Annotated in this window: 12 protein-coding genes; 5 read left to right on the forward strand and 7 right to left on the reverse strand. The window is 60.3% G+C overall.

The features are described from left to right. Positions 1 to 22: 22 nt before the first annotated feature. Positions 23 to 1,000 carry a tRNA dihydrouridine synthase DusB gene (gene dusB / locus Q0I19_RS08580; RefSeq protein ID WP_294760974.1) on the forward strand — a complete coding sequence of 326 codons (978 nt, stop codon included), beginning with the start codon at positions 23 to 25 and terminating at the stop codon, positions 998 to 1,000. A gap of 347 nt (positions 1,001 to 1,347) precedes the next feature. Here dusB and yfbR read toward each other — a convergent pair whose 3' ends face one another. Further along, the gene (yfbR, locus tag Q0I19_RS08585) at positions 1,348 to 1,935 is read right to left on the reverse strand and encodes a 5'-deoxynucleotidase (protein ID WP_294760972.1); all 588 of its coding nucleotides are present in this window, start codon (positions 1,933 to 1,935) and stop codon (positions 1,348 to 1,350) included. Between the two features lie 90 nt (positions 1,936 to 2,025). On the opposite strand from yfbR, the gene Q0I19_RS08590 reads away from it, so the two are divergent. The 4 genes from Q0I19_RS08590 to sstT all read left to right on the forward strand — a co-directional run bounded on the left by Q0I19_RS08590 (position 2,026) and on the right by sstT (position 8,795). Then, complete coding sequence (locus Q0I19_RS08590) at positions 2,026 to 4,386, forward strand: YfhO family protein (RefSeq protein ID WP_294760970.1); 2,361 nt, start codon at positions 2,026 to 2,028, stop codon at positions 4,384 to 4,386. Between the two features lie 39 nt (positions 4,387 to 4,425). Continuing rightward, a complete protein-coding gene (locus tag Q0I19_RS08595) occupies positions 4,426 to 6,588 on the forward strand; it encodes a Tex family protein (RefSeq protein WP_294760968.1) in 2,163 nt (720 codons plus the stop codon). Between the two features lie 406 nt (positions 6,589 to 6,994). Then, the gene (locus Q0I19_RS08600; protein ID WP_294760966.1) at positions 6,995 to 7,219 is read left to right on the forward strand and encodes an HPr family phosphocarrier protein; all 225 of its coding nucleotides are present in this window, start codon (positions 6,995 to 6,997) and stop codon (positions 7,217 to 7,219) included. Positions 7,220 to 7,538: 319 nt separating this feature from the next. Next, the gene (gene sstT / locus Q0I19_RS08605) at positions 7,539 to 8,795 is read left to right on the forward strand and encodes a serine/threonine transporter SstT (RefSeq protein ID WP_294760964.1); all 1,257 of its coding nucleotides are present in this window, start codon (positions 7,539 to 7,541) and stop codon (positions 8,793 to 8,795) included. Between the two features lie 75 nt (positions 8,796 to 8,870). On the opposite strand, the gene Q0I19_RS08610 is transcribed toward sstT, so the two are convergent. The 6 genes from Q0I19_RS08610 to Q0I19_RS08635 all read right to left on the reverse strand — a co-directional run bounded on the left by Q0I19_RS08610 (position 8,871) and on the right by Q0I19_RS08635 (position 16,504). Next, the gene (locus Q0I19_RS08610; protein WP_294760961.1) at positions 8,871 to 9,236 is read right to left on the reverse strand and encodes a DUF1667 domain-containing protein; all 366 of its coding nucleotides are present in this window, start codon (positions 9,234 to 9,236) and stop codon (positions 8,871 to 8,873) included. A gap of 4 nt (positions 9,237 to 9,240) precedes the next feature. Continuing rightward, positions 9,241 to 10,500, reverse strand: a complete 1,260-nt coding sequence (locus Q0I19_RS08615; protein ID WP_294760959.1) for an FAD-dependent oxidoreductase — start codon at positions 10,498 to 10,500, stop codon at positions 9,241 to 9,243. A 14-nt stretch (positions 10,501 to 10,514) separates the two neighbouring features. After that, positions 10,515 to 11,945, reverse strand: a complete 1,431-nt coding sequence (locus tag Q0I19_RS08620; protein ID WP_294760958.1) for an NAD(P)/FAD-dependent oxidoreductase — start codon at positions 11,943 to 11,945, stop codon at positions 10,515 to 10,517. Positions 11,946 to 11,949: 4 nt separating this feature from the next. Beyond that, a complete protein-coding gene (gene glpK, locus Q0I19_RS08625; RefSeq protein ID WP_294760957.1) occupies positions 11,950 to 13,446 on the reverse strand; it encodes a glycerol kinase GlpK in 1,497 nt (498 codons plus the stop codon). A gap of 369 nt (positions 13,447 to 13,815) precedes the next feature. After that, positions 13,816 to 14,487 carry a phosphatase PAP2 family protein gene (locus Q0I19_RS08630; RefSeq protein WP_294760955.1) on the reverse strand — a complete coding sequence of 224 codons (672 nt, stop codon included), beginning with the start codon at positions 14,485 to 14,487 and terminating at the stop codon, positions 13,816 to 13,818. A gap of 391 nt (positions 14,488 to 14,878) precedes the next feature. After that, a complete protein-coding gene (locus tag Q0I19_RS08635) occupies positions 14,879 to 16,504 on the reverse strand; it encodes a CTP synthase (protein WP_294760953.1) in 1,626 nt (541 codons plus the stop codon). Between the last annotated feature and the right edge of the window lie 164 nt (positions 16,505 to 16,668).

Below are 16,668 nucleotides of genomic sequence, written 5' to 3' on the forward strand. Positions count from 1 at the left end.
TTTGGAAAAAAGGAACTTTTGTATGCAGTTACGCAATCTGGAAATTCCCGTCGGCGCGGTGTTTGCGCCGATGGCAGGGCTGACCGACGCCGCCTGCCGCCACCTGATGGCAGACCACGGCGCGGCGTGGACCGTCAGCGAGATGGCCAGCGCCAAGGCATTAAATTTTAACGATGCCAAGTCCTTTGCGCTGTTAAAGGACAAGCACCCCCACGGGCTGTACGCCATCCAGCTGTTCGGGGCCGAGCCTGCCGCGCTGGAAAAGGCCGTCTACGCCGTGCAGGAAAAGGGCATCGACTTTGATATTCTGGACATCAACATGGGCTGCCCCGCGCCCAAGATCACGAATAGCGGGGCGGGCAGCAAGCTGCTGCAGGACCCGCCGCTGTGCGGGCAGATGGTCGCCGCCGCCCGCCGCGCCCTGGGGGACGAAAAGCCGCTGACCGTAAAAATGCGCATCGGCTGGGACGAAGCCAACCTGACCGGCGTGGAGGTTGCCAAGCAGTGCGAGGCGAACGGTGCCGACCTGTTGGCGGTGCACGGCCGCACGCGCGAGCAGATGTATGTGCCGCCCATCAACGCCGAGGCGATCGCCGAGATCAAGGCGGCGGTGGCGATCCCTGTGCTGGCCAACGGCGACGTGACCACCGCCGAGGGTGCGCTGGAACTTTTGCAGCGCACCGGGTGCGACGGTGTGATGATCGGGCGCGGTGCCTTGGGCGAACCGTGGCTGTTTGACCGCGTGCGCGCGGCGCTTTTGGGGCAGCCCGCCCCCGCCGCGCCGACGCTGAACCAGCGCATGAACACCCTGCGCGCGCAGATTTACGAAATGTGCGAGGACAAGGGCGAATGGCTGGCCATGCCCCAGGCCCGCAGCCAGGCCATGCATTATATGAAGGGCCTGCGCGGTGCCGCCGCCCTGCGCCGCTATTGCTCGATGCTGGAGCATTTCACCGACGTGGACACCCTGATCGACGCGGTGTATAAATTGCAGGACTGACCGACTGCGGGTTTGCGGCAACAACAATTTTACGGGTACTCAGTAGGGGCGGCATAAATGCCGCCCGTGCAACCACACCGTTATTGCGCTATAACGGGCAAACCGCACGGGACGCAACTATGCGTCCCCTACAACCTGCCGGAAATTTGCATTTTCCCCAATTATACCTTACTTCCCGGTTATTTGTAGGGAGGGGTCTTGACCCCTCCTTGCCGCCTAGCCAATAGCACGATATATCGTGAAAGCGCGCGCCATTCGGCGATTTTATGCGCTGCGCGCGGCCCTACATCCCGCTATATAAAAATGTGTCCGCTTGCGCGGACACACCAAATCTAAACTCTAAGCTCTCAAATCTTCGTCAGTTCGTCCAAATTTTCCGCATAGCAGGGCAGCATATACTGCATAAAATACTCTGCCTCCGGGCAGTGCATCTCGTGCAGCGCCTGCGTCTGCTGCGCCTTGGCGGCGGCAAACTCGTGCGAGTCCTCCTCCATACATTTGATCAGCGCCGAAAGCCGATCCGCCGCCTTCAAAAGCTTAGCCTCGTCGGCGTTCAGCACACTGCCGGTCAGGTAGCCTTCGGTCACGGGGCGCAGCTCCGGCGGCTGCAGGCTTGCCATCAAACGGGCACTCTCCTGCTCGACCTGCTTGTACGCCGTGCGCAGTGCCTCGTTCTTGTACTTGACCGGCGTGGGCATATCCCCCGTCAAAATCTCCGCTGCATCGTGATATAACGCCGCTGTCGCCACCACGTCGGGGCGGATGTTTGCCCCCGTGCCCGTGCATTTTTGGGCAATCAGGCACAATGTGTGCGCCAGCAGCGCCGTGTCGGCGGTGTGCTCGCTCAGGCTTTCGGGGCGGGCAGAGCGCATCAAACTCCAGCGGGTGATATATTTCATGCGCCCCAACAGGGCACTGAACGGAAAAGTTTTCATCTTTATTCTTTCCTTTCGATGTGGTATAGTACCAGTATACCACGATTTTGCGTTTTCAGAAATCCGATAAACGGGACAATGGAGCCGAAAATGAAAGTTTTGCCATCAAAACCCAAAAATCGATTCTGGCAGGTGTTCGGCATCTGCTTTGTGCTGGCGGCGCTGCTGTTTTTGCCGCACTGCCTTATGGACGCCGTGCGCGGCGGCGGGTACTTCCACTACGCCGGGGATTTTAACGACCAGCAGATCAATTTTTACCAGTACGCCAACAGCTTTCTCAAGCAGGGGGGCAGTTACAGCTGGGAGACGGATCTCGGCTCCGGGTTTATGAACTCCTACTCGTTCTACCTGCTGGGCAGTCCGTTTTTCTGGCTGAGTTTCTTCGTACCTGCGCGGTTTATGCCCTATATGCTGGTGCCGCTGCTCTGCCTGAAATTCGCCGTGGCCGGCGGCGGCGCCTACCTGTGGGCGCGGCGCTGGGTCGGTGTGGAAAATTGGAGCGTCGTTGCCGCCGTGCTGTACGCCTTTTGCGGGTTCTCGGTCTACAACATCTTTTTTAACCACTTTATTGACGTTATTGCGTTGTTTCCGTTCATGCTGGCCGCGCTGGACGCCGCCGTGCTGGACGACAAGCGCGGCGCGTTCCCCTTCTGGGTGGCCGTAAACCTGTTGAACAACTACTTCTTTTTCGCCGGGCAGGCGGTGTTTTTGGTCATCTACTTTTTCGCCATGGTCGCCGCCGGGGCATACAAGCTAAGTGTGCGCAAGTTCTGCACCCTGGCGTTGGAAACCCTGCTGGGCTGCGCCATGGGCTGCCTGATGCTGCTGCCCGCGGGCATTTCGCTTTTGCAAAATCCGCGCACCATCGCGCCTTTTACCGGGTACGGCTATCTTGTGTACGGCAAATCCCAGCAGTACCCCGCCATTTTTTACAGCGCCTTTTTGATGCCCGACTCCCCCTATTTTAAGGATATGTTCCAGGAGGGCATCTTAAAGCACACCAGCATGACCGCCTACCTGCCGCTGGTCGGGCTGGCGGGCGGGCTGGCGTTTGTGCGTGCCAAGCGCAGCCATCCCTTCACTTACATCCTCAAGGCGTGCGTTGTCTGCGCCTTTGTGCCGGTGCTGAACAGCGCCTTCTACGCCTTGAATTCCAGCTATTATGCCCGCTGGTACTATATGCCCATTCTGATTTTGTGCGCTGCAACGGCGTATTCTTTCTCGCGCCCGCATCTGGCGGAAAAAGAGATACCGCCTGCGTGGCGGCTGGTTTTGCTGGTCACCCTCAGCGCCGCCGCCTTTGCGCTGGTGCCCAACAAGGACAAGGACGGCAATTTTATCCTCGGCGTTACCGACGAACCCGCCCGCTTTTGGGGCATCTGGGGCGTGACGCTGCTGGGGGTTGTTCTGTTTGGACTTTTGTGGCATTTTGCCCGCGACAAGCGCCGCTGGTGCAGTATCCTGCTGGCGGGGATTTTGGGGTTCAGCTTTGTGTACGGCACGGTGCATCTTTCGCTGGGCAAGTACGCCCAGTGGCAGAACGACAGTGACCTGATCCCGCAAACCTACGATTCTGTGCAGGAAATGGAGCAGACTCTGCCCGATGACGACTTTTACCGGCTGGACGCCTACGGCGCGCACAACAATCTGGGGCTGTGGTTCCACCGCCCCTGCCTGCAATTTTTCAACTCGACCGTCTCCCCCTCTATTATGGAGTTTTATCCCTATGTCGGGGTCAAGCGGGACGTCAACTCCAAGCCGGAGGCCAAAAACTACGCCCTGCGCGGCCTGTTGAGTGTGCGCTACACGCTGGTGGCCAAGGACGAGGACGAAGGCTGGCAAAAGGAAAAGCTCGAGGGCTGGACGCTGTGGGGCGAAACCGCCCAATATAACATTTACGAGAACGAAAACTACGTTCCTATGGGCTTTACCTACGACTACTACGTCACCGCCGAGCAGCTGGAAACCGTGCCCGACAGCGAACGCGCCCAAATCCTGATGCGCGCCGTGCTGCTGGACGACGCACAAATCGAGGCCTACGCCGAGACGCTGCAGCCCCTGCCCGACAACGAGCTGACCCACCGCACGACCTCCGCCTACGCGCAGGACTGCGCCGACCGCCGCGCCGCCGCCGTGGCGGAATTTACCGCCGACAACACGGGCTTTACCGCCCGCACCGACTACGACACCAACCGTCTGGTATTTTTCAGCGTGCCGTATGACGAGGGCTTTACCGCCACCATCAACGGCAGCCCCGCCCAACTCGAAAAGGTGGACAACGGCCTGACCGCCCTGTATGTGCCTGCGGGAACCTGCGATATCCGCGTGACCTACCACACGCCGGGGTTGGCTGTATCGTCAAAAATCACCGCAGCTGCGTGTGTTTTGTACCTTGTGTACCTGTGCGCCGCCGCCGTGCGCCGCAGAAAAAAGCAGCAAGCCCGCCAATAAACATTGTACCGTACTATTTTTTGGAAAGGAACCCAACCTATGCAAACCCATGCCGAACAACTTGCCGCCGAACTGAACCTGAACGTCAAAAACGTGCAGGGTGCCATTGAACTGATCGACCAAGGCAACACCATCCCGTTCATCGCCCGCTACCGCAAGGAGGCCACCGGCTCGATGGACGACCAGGTGCTGCGCGACTTGGGCGACCGCTTGGAATATCTGCGCGGTCTGGACAAGCGCAAGACCGAGGTCACCAACTCCATCACCGAGCAGGGCGTCATGACCGCCGAGCTGACCGCCGCGCTGCAAAACGCCAAAACGCTGGCCGAGGTCGAGGACATCTACCGCCCCTACAAGCCCAAGCGCAAGACCCGCGCGGGCATTGCCAAGGCGCGCGGGCTGCAGCCGCTGGCGGACGCGATTTTGCGTCAGGACGCTGCTTTTGACCCGCTTGCCGCCGCTGCCGATTACTTAAATGACGAAGTGCCCGACGCTGCCGCCGCGCTGCAGGGTGCCAAGGACATCATTGCCGAGGCCGTCTCGGACGATGCCGCCTGCCGCGCCGAGCTGCGCCGCTACTACCGCGCGTTCGGCCGCATCACCGCCGCCAAAGCCAAGGATGAGGACAGCGTCTACGCCCAATACTACGACTACGCCGAGCCGCTGAACAAGATCCCCGGCCACCGCGTGCTGGCGCTGGATCGCGGCGAGCGCGAGGGCTTTTTGAAGGTTGCGCTGGAGGTGGACGCCGAGCGCGCCGCCGGCATCGTAAGCTGGATGTTCGCCCGCAAAAAGACCGGCGGTGCCAGCGCCCTGCTGGTGGACGAAGCCGCCCGCGACGCTTACAGCCGCCTGATCCACCCCAGCCTGGAAAACGAGCTGCGCACCGCCCTGTCCGACGATGCCGCCGAGGGTGCCATCAAGGTTTTCGGCGACAACCTGCGCCAGCTTTTGCTGCAGCCGCCCATCCGCGGCAAAACCGTTATGGGGCTGGACCCCGGCTACCGCATGGGCTGCAAGGTCGCCGTTGTGGACCCCACGGGCAAGGTGCTGGACACGAGCGTTGTCTACCCCGTGCCGGAGTTCAAGCGCGTTGACCAGGCAAAAAAGATCATCAAGTCGATGGTTTTGAAAAGTGGTGTCGAGGTCATGGCCATCGGCAACGGCACCGCCGGCCACGAAACCGAGGAATTTGCCGCCGAGGTCATCCGCGAATTGGCCGAGGAAAACGGGCCGCACTTACAATATATGGTCGTCAGCGAGGCGGGCGCATCGGTGTATTCGGCGTCCAAACTGGCGGCGGAGGAGTTCCCGCAGTTTGACGTCAACCTGCGCAGCGCCGTGTCCATCGCCCGCCGCCTGCAGGACCCGCTGGCCGAGCTGGTCAAAATCGACCCCAAGGCCGTCGGCGTGGGGCAGTACCAGCACGATATGCCGCAAAAGCGCCTGAACGAAACGCTGGACGGCGTGGTGGAGGACTGCGTCAACTCGGTGGGCGTGGATTTAAACACCGCCAGTGCGCCCCTGCTGCGCCGCGTGGCGGGCGTGACCGCCGCCACCGCCAAAAACATTGTGGCATGGCGCGAGGAGGAGGGTGCCTTTACCTCCCGCGCACAGCTGAAAAAGGTCAAGGGTCTCGGCCCCAAAGCGTACGAGCAGTGCGCCGGTTTCCTGCGCCTGCCCGAAGCCAAAAACCGTCTGGACGCCACCGCCGTCCACCCCGAAAGCTACCCCGCCGCCAAGGCCCTGCTGGACGCCTGCGGCTACACCGCCGCCGAGATCGGCACCGACAAGCTGGCCGGGCTGCCCGGCGTGGTCAAGGCCAAGGGCACCCGCGCCTTGTGCGAGACCCTGGGCGTGGGCGAACCGACGCTGAACGACATTGTGGCCGAGCTGTGCAAGCCGGGCCGCGACGTGCGCGACAGCCTGCCCAAGCCCCTGCTGCGCAGCGACATCATGAGCCTGGAGGACTTAAAGCCCGGCATGGAGATGACCGGCACCGTGCGCAACGTCATCGACTTCGGCGCGTTTGTGGATCTGGGTGTGCACCAGGACGGCCTTGTGCATATTTCGCAGATCAGCGACAAGTTCATCAAGCACCCGCGCGAGGTTTTGAAGGTGGGCGACATCGTGCGCGTTAAAGTCCTGAGCGTGGACACCGCCAAAAAGCGCATTGCCCTGACCATGAAGGGCCTGCAATAAGCGGATTTTGCGGTTTTTTGGTGCAAATTATGTACTTTTGTTGTTTTGCTTATAATTTCCTTACCATCAAAGTTTTGCAAAACTACTACTTTTGTATATTCTTTGGGGCTTCTTGTTTGCAAACGCATAACATTTCTTTTGCAAACGCATAAAGTATGTGAACAAAGCCAAAAAACAGCCCGCCTTTTTGGTGGAAATACCCAAAATCCAAATATGGGCTTTTGTAGCTTTTGTACGGAAAATAGAAAAACAACGTTGTTGTGTGTGTTTGGTGATTGGCGCGCCGAATTTGTGCTATAATATCCCGCGTAAGGAAGATACACGCGGGCATGATGGCCCGGTGCCTTACAGCACGGCGCCTGTTTGTGGGAAAAACATCGCCGCACAATTACGTTTGGAGGTCATTATGATGGTGAAACAAGTCAAGGTTTCCAATTTTGCTGAAGTGAAGGGAATCGTGTCTGCTGCCGCCAAGTGTTATAACGATGTCGGCGTGCATGACATGAAGGGCAGCATTGCCGATGCCAAGAGCATCCTGGGCATGATGAGCCTGGATTACAGCCACCCTGTCAAGATCGTTTGCGAGAACGAGCAGGATCTGAACCACGTTATCCGCGCGCTGAAACAGTAAAGTTTACCGAAACCGAAATAGGAACGCTGTGCCCCCGTCCGTTTTACGGACGGGGGCACACTTGTTTTGTCGGGCTGCAGCGCCCGCCGCTGCGCGGTTTGTATTTGTACGGCGTACATTTATATACACCGTGCAAACATTTTTTCAACTTTTTTTGTGGCGTTCCAGCGCAGAAAAACAGGCAGTTTGCGCCCGCAAGCTCCGTCGGGCGCTTGCATTTTCCCGCAGGGCTTGTATAATAGGCAATATGTTCCGTGTGCGCGGGCAAATGTAGTTATCTGCGGACATTCGCCGATACAAAAGAGAGGGTTTTGGGTTTATGGATACAATTTCCAAAGTAGCAAAGATCGTGGCCGAAAAATACAATTCGGTCAGCCTGATCCTGCGCATTGCGCTGGGTCTTGTGGTGGGCGCCGTGCTGGCGGTGCTGTTCCCCGGTGCCGCGTGGGTGCAGGAGTTCGGCAACCTGTTTGTAGGCGCGCTGAAGGGCATTGCCCCCGTGCTGGTGTTTGTCATCGTGGCAAGCGCGCTGGCACAGGGTTCCTCCAAGCTGGACCGCCGCTTCGGCACCGTGGTGTGGCTGTATATGCTGACCACCTTTTTGGCCGCGGCGCTGTCCGTCATTACCAGCGAGCTGTTCCCCCAGACAATGGCTTTGCCTGAGGCTGCCAGCGCCGACGTCGTTCCGCAGGGCCTGGGCGAGGTCATGCACACGCTGCTCAGCAACATCGTGGCCAACCCCGTCAGCTCCATCATGAACGGCAACTACATCGGCATTTTGCTGTGGGCCTGCCTGTTCGGCCTGGCCATGAAGCAGCTGGCCGGCGACACCACCAAGGCCTTTTTGGCCGACACCGCCGATGCCGTAAGCAGCATTGTGCGCTGGGTCATCAACCTGGCCCCCTTCGGCATCATGGGTCTTGTGTACACCAACGTATCGGGCAACGGCTTGTCCATCTTTACCCAGTACGGCCGTTTGCTGCTGCTTTTGGTCGGTACTATGTTGTTTATGGCGCTCGTCGTCAACCCGCTGATCATCTTTATCTACCTGCGCCGCAACCCCTACCCGCTGGTGCTGCGCTGCCTGCGTGAAAGCGGCCTGACCGCCTTCTTCACCCGCAGCTCGGCGGCCAACATCCCCGTCAACATGTCCCTGTGCGAAAAGCTGGGTCTGGATAAGGACATCTACTCGGTGTCCATCCCCCTGGGCGCGACCATCAACATGGACGGCGCGGCCATCACCATCACCATCATGACGCTGGCGGCCGCCAACACCCTGGGCATGAAGGTCTCTATCCCCGCCGCCGTTCTGCTGGCGTTTATGTCCGCCCTGGGCGCATGCGGTGCGTCCGGCGTGGCGGGCGGCTCGCTGCTGCTGATCCCGATGGCCTGCTCGCTGTTTGGCATTTCCAACGATATTGCCATGCAGGTGGTCGGCGTCGGGTTTATCATCGGCGTCATTCAGGACTCTGTCGAGACGGCGCTGAACTCCGCCGGTGACGTGGAATTTGCCGCCACCGCCGAGTATCACCAGTGGCTGAAAGTCGGAAAGCCCCTGCCGGAATTTTTGCACTGATCGCGTAACAGCAAAGCAACCCCCGCCGAACGGCGGGGGTTGCTTTTTGCTTATCGGGGAAATTGCACCGCTTTTTTACGCCTTGTCGACGTTTTTGGTGGCCACAACAGCCACGCCGGTTCCGACAGCGTCGGGCACGATGACCTGCCCGATGACCACGGGCGCGGGCACGGCAACGTCCTTTAACGCGCGGACGCAATCAAAAATTTTGCCCTTGGGGATATCCCCCGCCGTTTTCACGCTGACGGCGGGCAGTGTGCCGCCCGTCACCTTGACGGTGCTGGTCACGATGCGGGTGGGGGCCGTCACTTCCTTGCGGGCGTAGGCGTCGCCGCGGGGGCAGGTGTTGCCCTGCACGCTCTGCACCGCGCCGTTTTCCAGCGTAACGGTCAGGGGGCAGCCCAGCGGGCAGCCGATACAGGTCAGTTCGCGTTGTTCCATAGCGTTACACCTCCTCCAAAGTCACGGTCAGGTTGGCGGCATCGGCGGGGATCTTCGCCAGCGCGTCCGCCTTCAGCACCACGGTTTCCATCTCGCCGGGTGCCATCACGGGGCGCTTGCGCCGCCACAGGCAGGTTTCGCCCGCGTAGACTGCCAGCGCCTTGCCCTTGTACACGTTATCCACGCGCATACGCAGCGTCAGCGTTTCGGTCGCCTGGGGGTGCACCGTCACCGGCACGGTGTAGCGCACGCCGTTTTGCGCCACAACGGGCAAGCTCCGCCCCGCCTCGCCAGCGCCCTGCAAAATATACGCAGCAGCGTTGGTTCCCGCAGCGGCAGCCTCCTCGGAAACATAGTCCACCAAATCATGGACGTGCAGCACGTTGCCCGCGGCAAACACGCCGGGGATGCTGGTCTGCAAGCTCTCATCCACCTGCGGGCCGCCGGTGATGGGGCTTAGCGCCACGCCCGCCGTGCGGCTCAGTTCGTTTTCGGGCAAAAGTCCGCAGGAAAGCAGCAGCGTGTCGCAGTCGAAATGTTTCTCGGTGCCGGGCACGGGCTTGCCGTTTTTGACCTCGGCGATCGTCACGCCGGTCACACGCTCCTTGCCCTCGATGTCCACCACGGTGTGGCTGAGCTTGAGCGGGATATCAAAGTCGTTCAGACACTGCACAATGTTGCGCTTCAAGCCGCCGGAATAGGGCATCAGCTCGGCCACGCACAGCACCTTGGCGCCCTCCAGCGTCATGCGGCGCGCCATGATCAGCCCGATATCGCCGCTGCCCAAAATGACCACGCGGCGGCCGGGCAGGTAGCCCTCCATGTTGACCAGGCGCTGCGCCGTGCCCGCGGTAAAGATGCCCGCCGGGCGGGTGCCTGGGATATTCAGCGCGCCGCGCGGGCGCTCACGGCAGCCCATGGCCAGCACGACCGCCTTGGCCTGCACCTGAAACAGCCCGTCGGTGCGGTTCATCGCGGTAACGACCTTGTCGGCGGACAGGTCCATCACCATCGTGTTCAGCTTGTAGGGGATGCCCTGCGCCTTGACCTTGTCAGCAAAGCGGGCGGCGTATTCGGGGCCGGTCAGTTCCTCCTTAAAGGTGTGCAGCCCGAAGCCGTTGTGGATGCACTGGTTCAGAATACCGCCCAGCTCGGCGTCGCGCTCCAGAATCAAAATGTCCTGCACGCCCGCCTCCCGCGCGGCCAGTGCTGCGGCAAGCCCGGCAGGACCGCCGCCCAAAATCACGAGATCTGCGTTTTTCACTTAGGTCACCCCCCTTACAGGCTGTCCTTGTCGATGCCCACGATAATGCGCGATGCACCGCCGGATTTGGTAACGTTTTCGATGGGTTCGCCCAACTCGCGCGCCAGGATTTCCATCACGCGCGGGCTGCAGAAGCCGGCCTGGCAGCGCCCCATACCGGCGCGGGTGCGGCGCTTGACACCGTCCAGACTGCGCGCGCCCGGCGTGCGGCGGATAGCATCCAGAATTTCGCCCTCGGTCACCGACTCGCAGCGGCAGATGATCTGCCCGTAGGCGGGCTGGCGGCGCACCAGCTCGGCACGCTCGGCCAGCGGCAGCGTTTTGGGGTCCAGAATGCCCTTGCGGGTGCCGTCAAAGGCGGGGTTCTTTTCCAGATGCAGGATGTCCGCCACGAGGCCCGCGACCTTTTGCCCGATGGCAGGGCTGGCGGACAGCCCCGGCGACTCGATGCCCGCGCAGTCCACAAAGGCGGGGGCGCTTTCGCGGATGATAAACTCGTGGTGTACCTCGTGCGCGCGCAAGCCGCTGAAGCTGGTAATGGTCTGGCGCAGCGGGATGTTTTTGACCGCCAAACCGGATTTTTGGCGCACCTCGTCCAGCTCGGCGGCGGTGGTGGCGGTGTCCTCTTTGTCGTCAATGTCGGTGGCGGTGGGTCCCACCAGCAGGTTGCCGTGTACCGTGGGGGTGACCAGCACGCCCTTGCCGTACTTGCCGGGCAGCTGGAACACCGTGTGCCTGACGTGCCCGCCCGCGCTGTGATCCAGCAGGAAGTAATCGCCACGGCGCGGTATAATTGTCATAGCATCGTCACTTACCATGTTGTGCAGCTCGTCCGCGTGGACACCGGCGGCGTTCACGACGCTTCGCGCGTCCAAGTCGCCCTTGTCGGTATGCACGCGCCAGCCGCCGTCGATTTTTTCCAGCCCGGTCACGCAGGTGTCAAATCGGAACTGCGCGCCGTTTTTGGCGGCGTTTTCGGCAAAGGCAAAGGTCAGCCCGAACGGGCAGACGATGCCCCCGGTGGGTGCCCACAGCGCGGCGACGGCTTCGTCCGAGATATTCGGCTCCATCGCCAAAAGCTCGTCGCGCTCGATGATGCGCAGCCCCTCCACACCGTTGGCCACGCCGTTTTCGTACAGCTTTTGCAGGGCAGGGCGGTCCGCGTCCGACAGGCAGACCACCAGACTGCCGCATTGGTCGTAGGCAAAATCCAGTTCCTTGGCAAGGGCGGGCATCATGCGGCTGCCCTGCACGTTCAGCTCTGCCATCAGGCTGCCGGCGGCGGCGTCAAAGCCCGCGTGCACAATGGCGCTGTTGGCCTTGGAGGTGCCGCAGCAGACATCCTCCTCTTTTTCCAGAACCAGAATATCAGCGTTGTATCGGCTGATTTCACGGGCGGCGGCGCAGCCTGCCACGCCCGCCCCGATAATGATAACGTCCTTCATCGTGTCAGTCCTCCTTGGCCCATGCGTAAGAGCAGCGCACGGCCTTGTTCCAACCGCGAATACGTTTTTCGCGGTCCTGCTCGGTGATTTGCGGGGTAAACACGCGGTCGACCTCGCGGTTTTGCAGCACGTCGGCGGGGCTGTCCCAGTAGCCGACGGCAAGCCCTGCCAGATACGCCGCGCCCAGCGCCGTGGTTTCGACACAGCGGGGGCGTTCGACCGCCGCGCCGCTGATGTCCGCCTGCGCCTGCAGCAGGTAGTTGTTGGCGGAAGCGCCGCCGTCCACGCGGATGCTGCTCAGGCGGATGCCCGCGTCCGCCTCCATCGCTTTCAGCACGTCGTTGACCTGATAGCACAGGCTGTCGAGCGTGGCGCGGATGATGTGGTTTTTGTTGCAGCCGCGGGTCAGGCCCACAATGGTGCCGCGGGCATACTGGTCCCAGTGCGGTGCGCCCAGCCCCGTGAACGCGGGCACGACATAGCAGCCGTTGGTGTCCTTGACCTTGAGGGCCATATACTCGGAATCCCGCGAATCTTCGATGATTTTCAGCTCATCGCGCAGCCATTGTATGGCCGCGCCCGCCACAAAGATACTGCCTTCCAGCGCGTAGTTGACCTTGCCGTTCAGCCCCCAGGCAATGGTCGTAACCAGCCCGTTGCGACTTTCCACGGGTTTTTCGCCGGTGTTCATCAACAAAAAGCCGCCCGTGCCGTATGTATTTTTGACGTCGCCCGCCGCAAAGCAGGTCTGCCCGAACAGCGCCGCCTGCTGGTCGCCCGCCGCGCCCGCAATGCGGATCTCTCCGCCGAAGTGCATGGGGTCGGCGTACTCGTAAAACCGGCTGTTGGGCACCGGCGTGGGCAGGATGCAGCGCGGAATATTGAGCAGCCGCAGAATGTCGTCGTCCCAGTCCAGCGTGTGGATGTTGAACAGCATCGTGCGGCTGGCGTTGGAGTAGTCGGTCACATGAATTTTGCCGCAGGTCAGCTTGTAGATCAGCCACGTTTCCACCGTGCCGAACATCAGCTCGCCCGCGTCGGCCTTTTGCCGCGCGCCGGGCACGTTGTCCAAAATCCATTTCAGCTTGGTTGCCGAAAAATACGCGTCGAGCACAAGCCCGGTTTTCTGGCGGATCATCTCGGTGTAGCCCTGCGCCTTCAGCTCGTCGCAGATGGCGGCGGTGCGGCGGCACTGCCAGACGATGGCGCGGCAGATCGGCTCGCCGGTCTCGCGGTCCCAGACGATGGTCGTTTCGCGCTGGTTGGTGATGCCGATGGCCGCAATGTCGGCGGCAGAGGCACCGATTTGGTTCATCGCCGAAAGCGCCACGCCCAACTGGGTGGTCCAGATCTCGTTGGCGTCATGCTCGACCCAGCCCGGCTTGGGAAAATACTGGGTAAATTCCTTTTGCGCCACGCTGCACATACGCCCGTTGTGGTCAAACAGGATGCAGCGGTTGGAGGTGGTGCCTGCGTCCAGCGCCATGATATACTTTTGCATACAAAGCCACCTTTCCCTGGGCAACACCGCACAATTCCCGCCTTACGGCTTAAGCACCGCTCCGGCGGCTGCGGCACGGCATCTGCGTTGCCAAAATGCTCGATAAGACATCCAGTATTATCTGCGCTTTTGGCTTAGCAGCTGCCGCACCTCGCTCGCCATATCGGCACTTAAAATTATGCGGTATTGCCCTTGTCTTTGTTATTTATTAAACATATCATAACACGCAGGGAAAAATGTGCAAGCATTCTGTGAAAACTGACCAAAAAATCAGCATTAGCGCCAAAGGCGGGGGTTATTATTTAGACACAATGTCTAATGTGATAAGCAAAAAAATTCCCCGTGCAAAGGCACGGGGAATCAGGCTTGTTAAATTCGCTGCGGCAGGCGGCGGGAGCGGCGCTCGGGGATACCCTGACGCTCCAGCACGGCGGCGGCGTAGTCCAGCGCCAGCGCCAGCAGCGCGCCGAACAGCACGTCAATGACGCTGTGCTGCTTCAGCAGCATGGTGGACGCCGTGATGGACAGGCACAGCACCACGGCGGCGGGGCGCATCCAGCGGCGGCGCGGTGCGGCAAAGCAGGTCGAGCGCAGGTACGCCAGCATCAGCGTGACCGAGTTGAACACATGGATGGACGGGCAGACGTTGGTGGGTGTATCGGTGCGGTAAAGGCGGCGCACGGCACAGGCAAAGATATCCTGCCCCGGCACATAGGCGGGGCGCAGGGCAAGACCGTTGGGCACAATGGCGTAGAACAGCAGCGCCAGCGTCATGCCGCCGAACAGCGGCAGACACAGCCGCCAGAAGTCCCGACGCGGTGCCTTATATAAAAGGTAGAACAGCGTGAAGGGTATCCACGGAAACCACGCGGCATACGGCACAATGGCGTACTTGCAAAACGGGATCATATCGTCCAGCCGGCAGTGTACCCACAGATCGGGCACCGTGACGGTTTTTTCCAGCAGTGCAAAAAAGGTCAAGTAAAACAAGGCATAAAGCGTCATAAAACCAACGGGGTGGCGTGCGCACCAATTACGCATAAGTAAGCTCCTTTTGAACGTTTGCGTCCTTTCGGACGATGCACTATTATATACCAACGCAGCTACGAAAAACAAGAGAAAAACCCGCCAAGATTGCGCGGGGGAAACCCGCGAAAATTGTGCGGATTTGAAATGTCCCTTGTCTGTTTGAACCGCTATATTGTATAGTACGAGATTCAGTGGGAGTATGTTTCAAAAAAGTTGTAAACAATTTGGGAAATTTGTTTGCCGCAGTGCAAAAGCCTTCCCCTTGGAGGGAAGCCATTACAGGCGGTTTACCCGTAATGTTGTTATTACCGCAAAGCCGCGGGCGGGGCATGCCCCGCCCCTACCGCGCCATGATTTTTTGTTACCCAAAAAAAAATGTGCCCGCACAGCGGGCACATCAACTTTATGCTTTGTTATTTGCCTGGGCCTGGTGCTTCATCGCTGCCGCGACAAACCCCTTGAACAGCGGGTGGGCACGGTTGGGGCGGCTCTTGAATTCGGGGTGGAACTGCACGCCCACATGGAACGCACGGTTCGGGATCTCCACGGCCTCCACCAGATGTCCGTCGGGGCCGGTGCCCGCGATCACAAGCCCCTTGGCCTCGAACTCGGCGCGGTATTCGTTGTTGAACTCATAGCGGTGGCGGTGGCGCTCCTCAATATGGTCGGTGCCGTAGCATTCCGCCATCTTGGTGCCGGGGGTCACCACGCAGGGGTACTTGCCCAGGCGCATCGTGCCGCCCTTGGGGATATTGCCCTGCTGGTCGGGCATCAGGGCAATGACGTTGTGCGCACCGTCGGGGGTAAACTCGCCGGAGTTGGCGTCCGCATAGCCCAGCACGCCGCGCGCGTACTCCATGACCATGATCTGCATACCCAGGCAGATGCCGAAATACGGCAGCTCGTTTTCGCGGGCGTAGCGGGCCGCCTGGATCATGCCCTCAATGCCGCGGTCGCCAAAGCCGCCGGGCAGAATGATACCGTCCACCTCGGCAAATTCCTCGGCGCAGCGCTGCTGGTCGGTCAGCGTTTCGCTGTCCACCCAGCGGATATCCACCTTGCACTCGTTTTCAAAGCCCGCGTGGTACAGGCTTTCCATCACGCTCAGGTAGGCGTCGTGCAGCTTGACGTACTTGCCCACCAGCGCAATGCGGCAGGTATGGCTGCGCGCGGCAATGCGGCCGATCAGCTCCTTCCACTCGGTCAGGTCGCTGGCGGGGGTGTCCAGATGCAGCTGGCGGGTCACGACGTCGGTCAGCCCGGCGGCGTCCAGCATCAGCGGGCACTCGTACAGGCTGGGCATGGTCAGGTTTTCGATGACGCAGTCGGGGCGCACGTTGCAGAACATGCTGATTTTGTGCTTGATATCGTTGCCCACGGGGCCGTCGGCGCGCAGTACAATGACGTTGGGCGCAATGCCCATGCCCTGCAGCTCCTTGCAGGAATGCTGCGCGGGCTTGGACTTGTACTCGTCCGAGCCGGAAATGTAGGGCACCAGCACCACATGGATATAGCAGCAGTTTTCGGCGCCCTGCTCCAGCCCGACCTGACGGATGGCCTCCAGAAAAGGCTGGCTCTCGATGTCGCCGGTCGTGCCGCCGATCTCGGTAATGACGACGTCCGCCTCGGTGGATTGCGCCAGATTATAAATGTAGCTCTTGATCTCATCGGTGATGTGGGGAATGATCTGCACGGTCTGGCCCAGATATTCGCCGCGGCGCTCCTTGTTCAGCACGTTCCAGTAGACCTTACCGGTGGTCAGGTTGGAATACTTGTTCAGGTTTTCGTCGATAAAACGCTCATAATGGCCCAAGTCCAGATCGGTCTCGGTGCCGTCGTCGGTCACGAACACCTCGCCGTGCTGCAAGGGGCTCATCGTGCCGGGGTCCACGTTGATGTACGGGTCCAGCTTCTGGCTGGCGACCTTCAGCCCGCGGGTTTTCAGCAGCCGTCCCAGGCTGGCGGCGGTGATGCCCTTTCCCAACCCGGACACGACACCGCCTGTGACAAAAATATACTTGGTTGCCATAAATATACCTCCCTCAAATGCGCAAAAAACACACAATTATTATATACCCGGTATTCCTATATTTTCAATAGGGCAGCGCAAATCGTGAAGAATATAAAGTGATTTTTTCCCGAACCCGCTTGCACGGCCTTTTGAACTGTGGTATACTGGTTTCACTTCCGACC

Origin of the sequence: uncultured Gemmiger sp. (assembly GCF_934561205.1) — a bacterium.
GTDB lineage: Bacteria > Bacillota > Clostridia > Oscillospirales > Ruminococcaceae > Gemmiger.